Origin of the sequence: Desertihabitans aurantiacus (assembly GCF_003344635.1) — a bacterium.
Taxonomy (GTDB): Bacteria; Actinomycetota; Actinomycetes; order Propionibacteriales; family Propionibacteriaceae; genus Desertihabitans; species Desertihabitans aurantiacus.
In genome coordinates this window covers 23,912-36,733 of sequence record NZ_QPKK01000009.1, presented here as the reverse complement: position 1 = coordinate 36,733, position 12,822 = coordinate 23,912, and the positions used below count along the sequence as shown (strand labels likewise).

The following is a 12,822-nucleotide window of genomic DNA, read 5'->3' as shown; positions in this document are numbered from 1 at the left end:
CGCCGTCACCGGTTCGCTCGACGCCACCGCGGTGCTCGAACGCCGCGACCGGTTCGCCTCCGGCTGGGACGACGAGGGCCAGGTCGCCTGGCTGCGCGGCGCCGGCATCGGCCTGCACCGCGGCCACGGCCGGATCAGCGGGCCGCGCACGGTCACCGTGACCGCCGCCGACGGCAGCACCACCGAGCTCACCGCCCGGCACGCCGTCGTGGTCGCGACCGGCACCCGGGCCGCCGTCCCCCCGATCCCGGGTCTGGCCGAGAGCCGGCCGTGGACCAGCCGCGAGGCGGTCTCGGCGCAGCGGGTGCCGGATCACCTGGCCGTCCTCGGCGGCGGCGTCGTGGGCACCGAGATGGCCAGCGCCTACCGCGCGCTCGGCGCCGAGGTCACCTTCCTCGCCCGCGACGGCGTCCTGCCCAACGTCGAGCCCTGGGCCTCGGCGCAGGTCGTCGAGACGCTCCAGGCGTCCGGTGTGCGGGTGCTGGTCGGCGCCGAGACCACCGAGGTCCACCGCGACACCGACGGCGTGGCGATCACCCTCGGCGACGGCGAGGTGGTCCGGGCCGACGAGATCCTCGTCGCCACCGGCCGCCGCCCGAACACCGACGACCTCGGCCTGTCGTCGCTCGGTCTGGCCGACGGCTCCTGGCTGCAGGTCGACGAGACCCTCCGGGTGCTGGACGCCGACGGCCGTCCGGTCGGCGACGGCTGGCTCTACGCCGCCGGGGACGCCAACGCCCGTGCCCTGCTCACCCACCAGGGCAAGTACCAGGCCCGGGCCGCCGGGGACGTCATCGTCGCCCGCGCCACCGGGGCTCCCGTGCACGACGGGCCGTGGGGCCGGCACGCCGCGACCGCCGACCGGCTGGCCGTGCCGCAGGTGGTCTTCACCGACCCCGAGGTCGTCGCCGTCGGCCACTCCACCGCCAGCGCCCGGGCCGCGGGCCTGCGCGTCCGCGCGGTCGAGCACGACCTCGGCGCCGTCGCCGGTGCGGCCCTGCACGCCGACGGCTACCGCGGACGGGCCGGCCTCGTCCTCGACGAGGACCGCGGCGTCGTCGTCGGCTTCACCGCGGTCGGGCCCGACACCGCCGAGCTCGTGCACGCCGCCACCATCGCGATCGCCGGGGAGGTGCCGGTCGAGCGCCTCTGGCACGCCGTCCCCGCCTACCCGACGATGAGTGAGGTGTGGCTCCGCCTGCTCGAGACCCTCGGCCGCTGACCGGCGGCCGCGAAACCACCACCAGCACCACCGACGAAAGGACCGTCCATGCCCACCAAGATCACCCTCATCCTCCAGAACCCGACCGACGTCGAGGCCTTCGAGGAGGCCTACGCGCCGCTGGTCGAGCTCGCCACCCAGCTGCCCGGCCTGCGCCGCACCGAGTCGGCCAGGGTCTGGCCCAAGGAGGACGGCACGCCCACCCCGGCGCACCGCACCCTCGACCTCTACTTCGACGACTACGACGCGGCCTCGGCCGCCGTCACCACGCCGGTCGCCGGCGAGCTGTTCACCCGGCTCGGCGAGCTCGGCACCCCCTTCACCGGTCTGTTCTCCGACATCGAACGGGCCTGAGCCCGCGAGGCCGGGGACGCGACCACCTGCCGGGCGCGTCCCCGCCCGCTCCCAGCACGCCCTCCACCTCGCGATCGTGCACCGACATCGGTACCGCATCGCGGGGTGGAGGCCGTCGGGCTCAGTCGCCCTTGACGTTGACCACCTGGCGCAGCTCGTGAACCACCTCGACCAGGTCGGCGGCGTCGGCCATCACCTGGTCGATGTCCTTGTAGGCGCCGGGGTGCTCGTCGAGGAAGGCGTCGGTGTCGCGGTACTCGATGCCGGTCATCGCCTCGCGCAGCTGCTGCTGGGTGAACCGCTTGCGCGCCGCCGAGCGGGAGTGCATCCGCCCGGCACCGTGCGGTGCCGAGCACAGCGAGTCCCGGTTCCCCTTGCCGCGCACCACGTAGGAGCGGGTGCCCATCGAGCCGGGGATCAGCCCCCACTCACCCTGCCGCGCCGAGATCGCCCCCTTGCGCGACAGCCACACCCGGCGTCCGAAGTGCTCTTCCTGCTCGGTGTAGTTGTGGTGGCAGGACACCTCCAGCTCCGCCTCCACCTCGGCCCCCATCAGCCGGGCGACCTGCTGGCAGACGCGGTCCATCATCTCGGCACGGTTGAGCCGGGCGAACTCCTGGGCCCAGCGCAGCTCGCGGAGGTAGGCGTCGAACTCGGCGGTGCCCTCGACCAGGTAGGCCAGGTCGCGGTCGGGTAGCTCGACCCGCTCGCGCCGGCACCGCTCCTGGGCGACCGCGATGTGGGAGGAGGCGATCTTGTTGCCCACCCCACGCGAGCCGGAGTGCAGGAACAGCCACACCCGGTCGTCGGTGTCGAGGGAGACCTCGATGAAGTGGTTGCCCGAGCCCAGGCTGCCCAGCTGCAGCGTCCAGTTCGCGGCGTAGCGGGCCGGGTCGAGCTCGTGCTCGGCGGCGAGCCGCTCCAGCTGCTCGACCCGTGCGGCCGCGGTGTCGGTGAGGCGGCGGTTGTACTTGCCGGCCGACAGCGGGACGGCGCGCTCGATCCCGGTCCGCAGCGCCCGCAGGTCGCGGCCGGTGAGGTCCTCGGCGGTCCACTGGGTGCGGACGGCGTCCATCCCGCAGCCGATGTCGACCCCGACCGCAGCCGGGATGATCGCCCGGTCGGTGGGGATCACCGAGCCGACCGTGGCGCCCTTGCCGAGGTGGGCGTCCGGCATCAGCGCCAGGTGCGGGTGGATGAAAGGCATTCGGGCCGTCTGCACCGCCTGGGCGCGGGTCTTCTCCTCCAGCACCGACGCCCACGACAGGGCCTTGGGTGCGATCTGCTCAGGCACGACGTCCTCCTTCCGGCCGCTCATCGTGGCCGCCGGGAGGGGCGGCGGCAACGGCTTTCCGCCGCCGTACCCTGCCGTGCCGCCTAGTCTCGGCGTCATGGGTGACGACGCAGCCAGGACGTCCTGATGGCGCTGGAGGGGACGGGCGCACCCCGCGCCGGGCTGCTCGGGCGGGTGCGCGGGACGGTGGACGCCGTCCGCAGCATCCCCGACGACTTCCGTCGCACGAGGGCGCCAGCGCTGTCGGGTCAGCGGCGTCGGGGGGTCTTCGGGCGGGTGCCCGGTGCCTGCTTGGGCGGGGTCTGCCGGTCCTCGGGGTAGGCCGGTTCGGGCAGCGTGGCCACCTCGTAGCGGGCCCGGTTCAGGTCGCCGGCGGTGCTGGGCATGACCGGCGGCTGCTCGGCCCGGCCGGCGAAGCGGAAGGCCGAGGTCAGGTCGCCGAAGGTGTCGCGGCGCCACTGGCTGATGGTCGGGCACGGCACCCCGGTCACCCGCTCCAGGAAGCGCAGGTGGGAGGTGTGGTCGAAGGGCTCGCTGCACACCCACCCGCCGGCCGTCCACGGCGAGATGATGATGCAGGGCACCCGGAAGCCGGCGCCCAGCGGACGTCCTCCGCCGTCGACCCCGCCGGGTGAGGTCAGGGTCACGAACTCCTCCGGCGTGCCGGGCCGCGGCGTCGGGGGGACGACGTGGTCGAACATCCCCCCGTTCTCGTCCCAGACCAGCAGGAACACCGTCTTGGCCCACACCTCGGGGTTGGCCGCGATGGCGTCGATCTTGGAGGCGATGTAGCTGGCGCCGGCTGCCGGCATCGACTGGTTGGGGTGCTCGTTCTGGTCGTTCGGGGGGAACAGCCAGGACACCGTGGGCAGCCGGTCGTGCAGCGCGTCGTACTCGAACTGGCCGGTCGGGACCATCCGGCTGTTCTGGCGCAGCGGCGAGGACTCCGGCGCCTCCCGGAAGGTTTTGAACCAGCCGGTCTGGCTGCGCATGCCGCCCTGCTCCTGATAGAAGCGCCAGCTCACGCCGGCGTCGGTCAGCTCCTCGGCGTAGCTGCGCCACCGGTTCTCGTCCATCGCGTTGGTGAGGATCGGACCGCCGGCCCGGCCGTCGGGGTCGACGGTGCCGGTCTCCCACATCACCCGGTTCGGCGTGGTCGAGCCGAGGATGGAGCAGTGGTAGCGGTCGCAGATGGTGAAGGCGTCGGCCAGGGCCCGGTGGAACGGGATGTCCTGCTCCTCGAAGTAGCCCATCAGACGCGGGATGTTCGACTTGTCGCCGCCGAAGTAGCGGTAGCTGGCCGGCAGCCACTGGTCCATCTTCCCGCCGTTCCACGCCATGTGGGCCGGGTCCCAGGCGTAGTCGCCGGCGGTCGGCATGCCCTGGGCCGAGGTGGTGCGGCTGTCGAGGTGGAACGGCAGCACGTAGCCGTCGGCGTTCTGGTCGGTGGGCTGGTAGAAGACGCTCCGCCCGGTGGGCAGCTCGACGGCGTTCGGGTCGGAGTAGCCGATGACCCCCGACATGGTGCCGAAGTAGTGGTCGAAGCTGCGGTTCTCCTGCATCAGCAGCACAACGTGCTCGACGTCGTCCAACGAGGGCCGCTTGCTCGGCAGCGGCGTCGCGAGCGCGCGCTGCACGCTCGACGGCAGCACCGACAGCGCCATCCCGGCGCCTCCGGCAGCGGCGCCACCGAGCATCCGGCGGCGGGTGAAGGTGGGGTCCTGCTGCGACGGGTCTGCTTCTTCGGCCATGTCTGCGCACGCCTTTCCAGGCTGGGGGGTGGGTTCTCGACCTCCGTCACGCTAGGGCGGCGGTGCTGAACACCGGGTGACGCGGCGGTGCGGGCGGGCTGAACTCTGCGTGGTCGCGCCGGGCGCTGCCCGCCCGTGTGCGGATCACCTCCTCAGCGCCGCCCCTGCGGCCGGGTTGCCACCGTCGAGACACGGCGTGCTCAGTCCCGCTGCCGAGCGTCACCGACGCCCCCAGCAGGCTCGGAGAGGACGGACACCCGCGGACGTCACCCAGCGCGGACCCGGGCACAGCGCGGACTGGGACACAGCGCGGACCGGCGCACAGCGCGGACCGGCGCACAGCGCGCTGAGCCTGTCGAAGCGCGCGGCTGGCGTCAGCGGAGATCCAGCTCGACCGCGGCCACCGCGAACGGCTCCAGCCGGACCGAGGTCCCGCCGCCGTCGACGGCCAGCTCGCCCCGGACGTCGCCGAGGTAGGTGGTCTGCCGGGCGGCGCGCACCGTCTGCCCGGGCAGGCTGAGGCGCACCTCGACCGGCTCGTCGGCGAAGGACTGCAGCCGCAGCTGCAGCGCCCCCTCCGCGCCAGCGCAGACGCTGACCAGCCTCACCCGCGGGTCGCCGACGTCCACCAGCTGCCGCACCGCCGGCGCGTCCTCATCCACCGGACCGCGGGCCAGCACCGGCACCGGCGGGTGCACCACCGCGGCGGCCGTCGCCGCGGCCAGCGCGGTGCTGCCCAGCGGTCGTCCGGCGGCCACCCCGACCGCGAACCGGAAGGTGGCGTCGAAGCCCTGCTGCACCGGGAAGTTGGTGTCCCAGACGTTGTTGTGCACCCAGGAGTAGATCGTGCCGGGCTGGCGCGGACGGGTGGAGTCGGGGAACGGGGCGTAGGGCAGGGCGATGGTCTCCGGGTGCACCAGCGGCGCGTCCGGGCTGACCCAGGCGACCGACCCGGCCGCGTCGTCCAGGCTCACCCAGTCGCGGATCGCGCGCATGTGCTGCGGCGCGCCGGGCACGTGCGCCAGCCCGTCCCCGGTGACGCCGCCGCTGACCTCGTAGCGCACCGTCGGTGAGTCGACGGCGAACGGGAAGGCGAAGAACGCGCTCTCCTTGGTCATCGTCGACGGCTTCCACAGCCGGTTCTCGATGTGCAGCACCGGCTCGCCGCGGCGCAGCCGCAGGGTGGTCCGGCCGCGGGAGATCCCGTCGGCGGCGAACTCCACCACCAGCCGCTGCTCCACCCCATCGTCGGTGCGCTCGAGCACCGCGCACGGACGGGCCAGGCTGCGCGAGCCGAGCAGCTCGAGGTAGGGCCCGGTCTCGGTCTTGTTGGACTGGTGGTTGAAGCCGCCGGCGCTGGTGTAGGTGTCGTAGACGTAGCCGTTGAAGCCGACCACCGCATCGGCGTCGACCAGCTCCCTCCCGGTCGCCAGCTCGACGATCGAGGCGATGCAGCTGCGCCGCTCGTCGAAACGCACCCGCAGGTGCTCGTTGGTCAGGGTGAGCAGCTCGCTGCGCGGCAGGTCGGGCAGCACGGCCGCGTCGGTGTCGTGGTCGACCTCCACCCCGGGCAGGCCCTCGTCCATGCTGTGCTCGGCGCCGTCGCTGGCGTGGCGGTCGACCGGGACGACGTCGAGGCGCACCATCCCGACGCCGGGGACGTCCGGCACCGCGACCCGCAGCCAGCGTCCGGCCTGGCGGTGGGTGACATTGGTCTGCGGCTCGCTGGTGAGGGGCAGCGCCTCGCCGGTGCGGGCGTCACGGACCTCGACCTCGGTGCCGTCGGCCACCACCGACTCCCGCAGCAGGAAGCGCACGGTCGTCGTCTGCGGCCAGGTCTGGGTGTTGAGCGCGTACACCGTCTCGACCGCCCCGGCGGCCCGCGGCAGCTGCGCCCCGAGCACCGCCTGCGACCGCTCGAGGAAGGCCTCCGAGCGCTCCTGGGCGGCCAGCGCGTGGGCGGACTTCCAGTGCCACTGCTGCTCACCCGAGCTCCCGCCCTCGTCGGCGGACAGCCAGGAGTTGGAGGCGCCCCAGGTGTGCTCGTTGAACAGCGAGATCGACTCGTAGGTGCGGCGGGCGTGCACCGGCTCGGCCGCGTCGGCGCTCCCGCCGAGCAGGCGCCCGGCCGAGGAGAGCACCTGGGCGTCGGTGACCCGGGCCTGCGCGCCGCGGACCAGCGCCTGCGGCAGCGCGGCCGAGCCGACGCCCTCCACCCACCAGTCGCCCCAGTCGCCCTCGAAGGTCTCCAGCTGGTCGCCCAGGCGCTGCTCGGCGTCGGTGAAGAAGTCGGTGTTGGTCGACATCCGCAGCTTCGGCCACTCCCAGGTCTCGTTCCAGCGCCGGACGATGCTCGCGGCGGTGAGCCGGGCCGGGGCGTTGTCGCCGATCCAGCCCTGGGTGCGCAGGTGCAGGACGTCCCAGGGGTAGGGCTGGCGGGCGGTGACCGGGTCGCCGTGCCAGCCGAAGACACCCGGCGGGTAGGGGTAGGCGTTACGCGCGGTGGAGGCGAGGTAGGACGGCAGCAGCCGGTCGACGGTCTCGTAGCGGTCGGCGAAGCCGAGGAACGGGCCCTCCATGTAGGCCAGGCCGTGCGGGCTGTCGGTCATCCACACCGTCACGGTGTCGCCGGCCGGGGTGGTCCAGCGGAACAACCGGGGCAGGTGCTCCCCGCCGCTGGTGTGCGGCATCGAGCGGCCGGCCCAGTTGTGGGCCACCGCGAGGTAGCGCACACCGACCTCGCCGAGCGCGGCCGGCAGCCCGACCACGGTGCCGGGGACGTCGGTCTGCATCGCGGCGCTGAACGGCAGCCCGAAGCGGTCACGGACCTCCCGCGCAGTGCGCAGCAGCTCGTGCAGCTCGTCGGTGGAGCAGGTGTCGGTGTGCAGGTTGTACGGCATCGCGGTCAGCTCGATCTGCCCGGCCCGCACCCGCTCGCAGAACTCCTCGACGTCGGCCTCGGGACGCAGCTCGGCCCACTGGGCGAAGCTCCACAGCGACTCCACCGCCCACCGGAACCGGGACTCCTCGGGCCAGTCGTCGGTGGCCCGCGCCAGCTCCAGCACCGAGTCGAGGTAGGCCCGCTGCTCGGCCTGGATCCGCGGCTGGGGGTCGGTGTAGCCGATGTCGAGGTGGGAGTGGTGCACCAGGTGGATGGTCCACTCCCGCGGGACGTCGGTGACCACGTCGAGGACGACGCCCTCGCCGAGGGTCGGCAGCGACAGCCGCAGCTTGCGCTCCTCCGTGCTGAACGGGACCAGCAGCCGGAGGCTGCCCGCCGGACCGTCCACCGGGCGGACGGGCACGGGGTCGCCGCCGACGTCCTCGAGCCGGACGTCCTCGGCGCGGACGGGTGTGGTCAGCCGCGGCGGCAGGTCGAGCCGCAGCGCCCGCCACCGGGTGCCGTCGTGGTCGCGGCGGGTCATCGGCTCGCAGACGACCGCGAGCTCGCCCTCGGGGAGGGTGAGGGTGGCGCACGCGCTGACGCGCAGCATGCCGTCGCGGGCGTCGTCGCCCGACCAGGGGCGGGCGGAGATGAGGGCCTTGTCGTCCGGCACGGTGAGGTCCTTCCGGGTCAGCGGGTGCGCGGGGGGCCGGTGCGTGCGGCGACCGGCGAGGGGGCTGGGATCAGCGGGGGTGCAGGGTGCGCGCGGACGGAGGACGGGCGCGTCGCCCGACGGGACGGCCGTCGGCCCATCGCGCTGCTCCTTCCACGTCGAAGCGGGTGCAGCAGCAAGGTAACGATAACGCGCCGGCTCCGGCAAGGGGGTGGCCGCAGACCGGGGCGGGGCGGGAGGATGCCGGGGTGACCCAGCCCCCGACCATGCGCGACGTCGCCGCGCACGCCGGCGTCTCGCCGATGACGGTCTCGCGCACCCTGCGCGACGAGCCGACCGTCGACCCGGCGCTGCGGGCCCGCGTCCTCGCCGCCGTGGACGCCCTGGGCTACCGGCGCAACGACTGGGCGCGGGGGTTGCGGGCCGGCAGCGCGACCGGGCTGCTCGGACTGGTCGTCACCAACCTGGGCAACCCCTTCTACTCCCAGCTCGCCACCGGCGTGGAGGAGGTGGCGGCCGAGCACGGGCTGCAGGTGCTCCTCGGCACCTCCGGCGAGGACGGCAGCCGGGAGCGGGCCGTGGTGGACGGGCTGGCGTCCCGGCGCGTCGAGGGGCTGGTGGTGGTGCCGGCCGGAGACGACCAGGAGCACCTGTCGCGGGCCCGCCTGCACGACCTGCCGGTGGTGCTGGCCACCAGCCGCGGCTCCTCGCCGGAGGTCGACTCGGTGGTGGTCGACGACTTCGGCGGCGCCCGGGAGGCCAGCCGCCAGCTCGTCCTCGAGGGGCACCGCCGCACCGCCTTCCTCGGGCTGCCGCACCCGTCCTGGCCCGGGGCGGAGCGCCGCCGCGGGTTCCTGGCCGGCCAGACCGAGTGCGGCGTCGAGGTGGCCGAGGAGCTGCTCGTCGACCTGCCGGCCGAGACCGCCGCGGCCGACGCGCGGATGTGGCGGCTGATGGCCGCACCCGATCCACCGACCGCCGTGCTGGCCGCGAACAACCGCAACACCCTGGCCGCCTGCCGCTGGGTCGCCGCGGCCGGCGTCCCGCTGCGGGTGGTCGGCTTCGACGACATCGCCACCGCTCCGCTGCTGGCGATGCCGGTCTCGCTGGTCAGCTACGCACCGGCGGAGGTGGGACGCCGGGCCGCCGCACTGCTGCTGCAGCGGCTGCGCAGCCGCGAGGAGCTGCCGCCCCAGCACGAGGTGGTGGCCACGCACCTGGTCCACCACGGCGACCCGCTGCATCGTCGCTGAGCCTCGACAATGCGGTGGCCGCGCGGGACGGCGCCGCACTAGCGTCGGTGCGATGGATCTGGTCTTCCTGCACGGCGTCGCCGCCGCGGGCAAGCTGACGGTGGCCCGCGCGCTGGCCGCCCGGCTGCACTACGGCGTCTTCCACAACCACCTCGTGGTGGACGCGCTGACCGCGGTGTTCCCCTTCGGCTCGCCCCCGTTCGTCGACCTCCGCGAGCGGTTCTGGCTCGCCACCTTCGCCCGGGCGGCCGCCGCCGACGTCTCGCTGGTCTTCACCTTCGCCCCCGAGGTGACCGTCCAGCCGGGCTTCCCCGAGCGGGCCCGCCGCAGCGTCGAGGACGAGGGCGGCCGTGTCCACTTCGTCGAGCTGGTGCTCGACCCGGCCGAGCAGGAGCGGCGGATCGGGCTGCCGAGCCGGCACGAGGTCGGCAAGCTCACCGACCTGGAGACGCTGCGCCGGCTGCGGCGGAGCGCCGTCGAGGTCGAGCGGCCTCCGGTCGACCTGCGCATCGACACCGGCACCGCGCCCCCCGAGGAGGCGGCCGACCGGATCATCGCGGCCCTCGACCTCCGGCCGGTGCCGGCCTGGGAGCCGTTCCCCTCCTGACCCTGGTGCGGGACGCCGTCTGGTATACCTGCGGTATCGATACCTGAACGGAGATCCGGTGACCGTCATCGCTGCCGACATCGGTGGGTCGAGCACCAAGGTGGCCGAGCTCGACGGCCTGCGGGTGCTGCGCGCCTCCCGGCTGCCCCACCGTGGCGGCGAGGCCGACCTCGACGCGCTCGAGGCGTTGGTCCGCTCCTGGCAGGACGACCCCACCCCGGCCGGGCCGGTCGCCGCCGCCGGGCTCGCGCTGCCCGGCGTGGTCGACGCCACCGGGGTGATGCGCTCGGTGCACGACAAGGTCGGCTCGCTGGTCGACCGCGACCTCGCCGGTGAGGTGGGCGGCTGGCTCGGCGTCCCGGTGGCGGTCGACAACGATGCCCGCGCCGCCGGCTGGGGCGAGTACGTCGCCGGCGCCGGGCAGGGCGCAGAGGTGCTGCTCACCCTCACCCTCGGCACCGGCGTCGGCTCCTCGCTGGTGGTCGGCGGCGTCGCGCTGCGCGACGGGCCCGGGCACCGCGGGGTCCTCGGCGGGCACCAGCAGCTGCTCCCCGAGGGACCGGCCTGCACCTGCGGCCGGCACGGCTGCCTGGAGGCGCTGGCCTCGGGCTGGGCGCTGCCGCGGGTGGTGGCCGAGCGGCGCGAGCACCACCCGCCCTCGAGCCTCCCCGACGACCCCGGCTTCGCCCGGGTGGTCGAGGGCGCGGTCACCGGCGACCCGCTCGGACGGGCCGTCCTCGACGAGCTGGTCGGCTGGTGGGCGGTCGGGATCGCCAACGCCTGCGCGGTCGTCGGACCGGACCGGGTGGTGCTCACCGGTGGGCTCGCGAGCGCGGCCCCGCACGTCCTCGACGACCTCCGCCGCCGGGTCGAAGCACTGGTGTGGGAGCCGTCCGCCGCACCCGACCTGCGGGTGGCCCCCGACGTCTGGGCCTCCGCGACCCTCGGCATGGCCGACCACGCCCGCCACCTCCTCGGGAAGGACTGACCGTGCCCGGACACGGCAACTACGACCGCCACCCCGTCGTCGCCCTCGACGGCGACCACCCGCTCTGGACCGGCGACGCCGTCTGGACGCGGCTGGCTGAGCTGGCGCGCGCCACATCCTCCCCGCTCGCCGTCGACTGCTACCCCGGGGTCGACGTGGGCGCCGTGCGGGACGCGCTGTCCGCCGCTGACCCGGCGCTGCTGGTCGTCGACGTCGAGGAGGAGGCCGCCCTCAGCGCCAAGGAGCTCGACGAGCTGCTGGCCGACGAGCTGACCGACGACCGCGTGTTCGGGGTGCTGAGCCGACGTCGGATCGGCGCCTTCTTCCACCCCGGCGAGCTGGACCGGCTGCGCCACCAGCTGGCCCGGACCGACCGGCCGACCCTCGTCGTGGGCTGGGGTGCCAGCCTCGTCGTGCCCACCGACGCGCCGGTGGTGCTGGCCGACCTGCCGCGCTGGGAGATCCAGCAGCGGTTCCGGGCGGGCGCGGGGAACTGGCGGGCCGACAACGGCGAGGAGGACGTGCTGCGCAAGTACAAGCGCGGGTTCTTCGTCGAGTGGCGGGTCGCCGACGAGCACAAGCGTCCGCTGCTGGAGCGGTGCTCCCACCTCCTCGACACCACCACCGCCACCCCGAAGCTGGTCACCGGCGACACCCTGCGAGCCGGGTTGGCCCAGGCGGCGGCCCGTCCGTTCCGGCTCGTCCCCTTCTTCGACCCCGGCCCCTGGGGCGGCACCTGGATGGAGGAGGTGTGCGGGCTCGACCCGGCGCCGGGCGGGCAGAACTACGCCTGGTGCTTCGACGGCGTCCCCGAGGAGAACAGCCTGCGACTCGGGCTCGATGGCGAGCACGTCGAGATCCCCGCCCTCGACCTGGTGCTGCGGCACCCCCGCGACCTGCTGGGGGAGCGGACCTTCGCCCGGTTCGGCGCGGAGTTCCCGATCCGGTTCGACTTCCTCGACACCATGGGCGGGGGCAACCTCTCCCTGCAGGTGCACCCGACCACCGACTACATCCAGCGGCACTTCGCGATGCCCTACACCCAGGACGAGTCCTACTACCTGCTCGACGCCGAGCCCGGGGCGCAGGTCTACCTGGGGCTGCGCGAGGGGGTCGGGCTCGACGACGTCCGCGCGGCGCTGGAGGAGGGGCAGGCCGGGGGCGAGGTGGCCGCCGACCGGCTGGTCAACACGTTCCCCGCGCGTCCGCACGACCACTTCCTCATCCCCGCCGGGACGGTGCACTGCTCCGGCGCGGGCTCGATGGTGCTGGAGGTGTCGGCGACCCCGTTCATCTTCACCTTCAAGCTGTGGGACTGGGGACGCCTCGGGCTGGACGGGCGTCCGCGACCGATCCACCTCGAGCACGGGCTGGCCAACATCGACGTCCGCCGCGACACCGCATGGACCCGGCAGAACCTCGTCGGGCAGGTCGAGGAGGTGGACGCCGGCGACGGCTGGAGCGAGGAGCGCACCGGTCTGCACGAGCTGGAGTTCATCGAGACCCGCCGCCACACCTTCACCGCACCGGTCGAGCACGACACCCGCGGCACCGTGCACGTGGTCAACCTGGTGCAGGGCGAGGCGGCCGTGGTGGAGTCGCCCGGTGGGGTCTTCGCCCCCTACGAGGTGCACTACGCCGAGACCTTCATCGTCCCCGCCGCCGTCGGCCGCTACCGCATCCGCGGCACCGGCGCCGGCCCCTGGCGCACCCTCCGCGCCTCCGTCCGCGACACCGAACGCACCTGACCCTCGCGCTCGCGCTTCGACAGGCTCAGCGCGCTGTGGTCGAGCTCA

General features: G+C 74.3%; 9 protein-coding genes. 6 read left to right on the top strand and 3 right to left on the bottom strand.

What is annotated here, in order from left to right; all coding sequences use genetic code 11:
- Together DVA66_RS02105 and DVA66_RS02100 are read left to right on the top strand one after the other, a co-directional pair.
- On the top strand, nucleotides 1-1,222 hold a 1,222-nt coding region (locus DVA66_RS02105; RefSeq protein WP_157973778.1), incomplete at its 5' end, for a dihydrolipoyl dehydrogenase family protein.
- A gap of 48 nt (nucleotides 1,223-1,270) precedes the next feature.
- Nucleotides 1,271-1,576 (top strand): EthD domain-containing protein, encoded by a 306-nt coding sequence (locus DVA66_RS02100; RefSeq protein ID WP_114558551.1) that lies wholly within the window; start codon nucleotides 1,271-1,273, stop codon nucleotides 1,574-1,576.
- A 121-nt stretch (nucleotides 1,577-1,697) separates the two neighbouring features.
- Here DVA66_RS02100 and DVA66_RS02095 read toward each other — a convergent pair whose 3' ends face one another.
- The 3 genes from DVA66_RS02095 to DVA66_RS02085 all read right to left on the bottom strand — a co-directional run bounded on the left by DVA66_RS02095 (nucleotide 1,698) and on the right by DVA66_RS02085 (nucleotide 8,178).
- Entirely contained in the window at nucleotides 1,698-2,870 is a 1,173-nt protein-coding gene (locus tag DVA66_RS02095; protein WP_232821698.1) for an RtcB family protein, read from the bottom strand.
- 248 nt (nucleotides 2,871-3,118) lie between these two features.
- Nucleotides 3,119-4,621: an alkaline phosphatase family protein gene (locus tag DVA66_RS02090; RefSeq protein ID WP_114558549.1), complete on the bottom strand. Its 1,503-nt coding sequence runs from the start codon at nucleotides 4,619-4,621 to the stop codon at nucleotides 3,119-3,121.
- Nucleotides 4,622-4,995: 374 nt separating this feature from the next.
- Nucleotides 4,996-8,178, bottom strand: coding sequence for a glycoside hydrolase family 38 N-terminal domain-containing protein (locus tag DVA66_RS02085; protein ID WP_198671396.1), 3,183 nt, complete (start codon nucleotides 8,176-8,178; stop codon nucleotides 4,996-4,998).
- A 248-nt stretch (nucleotides 8,179-8,426) separates the two neighbouring features.
- Between DVA66_RS02085 and DVA66_RS02080 the strand changes: the two genes are divergently transcribed.
- From DVA66_RS02080 to DVA66_RS02065, 4 genes are read left to right on the top strand one after another with little or no spacing between them, the layout of a single operon-like run.
- Nucleotides 8,427-9,431 carry a LacI family DNA-binding transcriptional regulator gene (locus tag DVA66_RS02080; RefSeq protein ID WP_198671395.1) on the top strand — a complete coding sequence of 335 codons (1,005 nt, stop codon included), beginning with the start codon at nucleotides 8,427-8,429 and terminating at the stop codon, nucleotides 9,429-9,431.
- A gap of 52 nt (nucleotides 9,432-9,483) precedes the next feature.
- Nucleotides 9,484-10,038 carry a P-loop NTPase family protein gene (locus tag DVA66_RS02075; RefSeq protein WP_114558548.1) on the top strand — a complete coding sequence of 185 codons (555 nt, stop codon included), beginning with the start codon at nucleotides 9,484-9,486 and terminating at the stop codon, nucleotides 10,036-10,038.
- Nucleotides 10,039-10,096: 58 nt separating this feature from the next.
- Complete coding sequence (locus tag DVA66_RS02070; RefSeq protein ID WP_157973777.1) at nucleotides 10,097-11,026, top strand: ROK family protein; 930 nt, start codon at nucleotides 10,097-10,099, stop codon at nucleotides 11,024-11,026.
- A 2-nt stretch (nucleotides 11,027-11,028) separates the two neighbouring features.
- Complete coding sequence (locus DVA66_RS02065; protein WP_114558546.1) at nucleotides 11,029-12,774, top strand: class I mannose-6-phosphate isomerase; 1,746 nt, start codon at nucleotides 11,029-11,031, stop codon at nucleotides 12,772-12,774.
- Nucleotides 12,775-12,822: the final 48 nt, after the last annotated feature.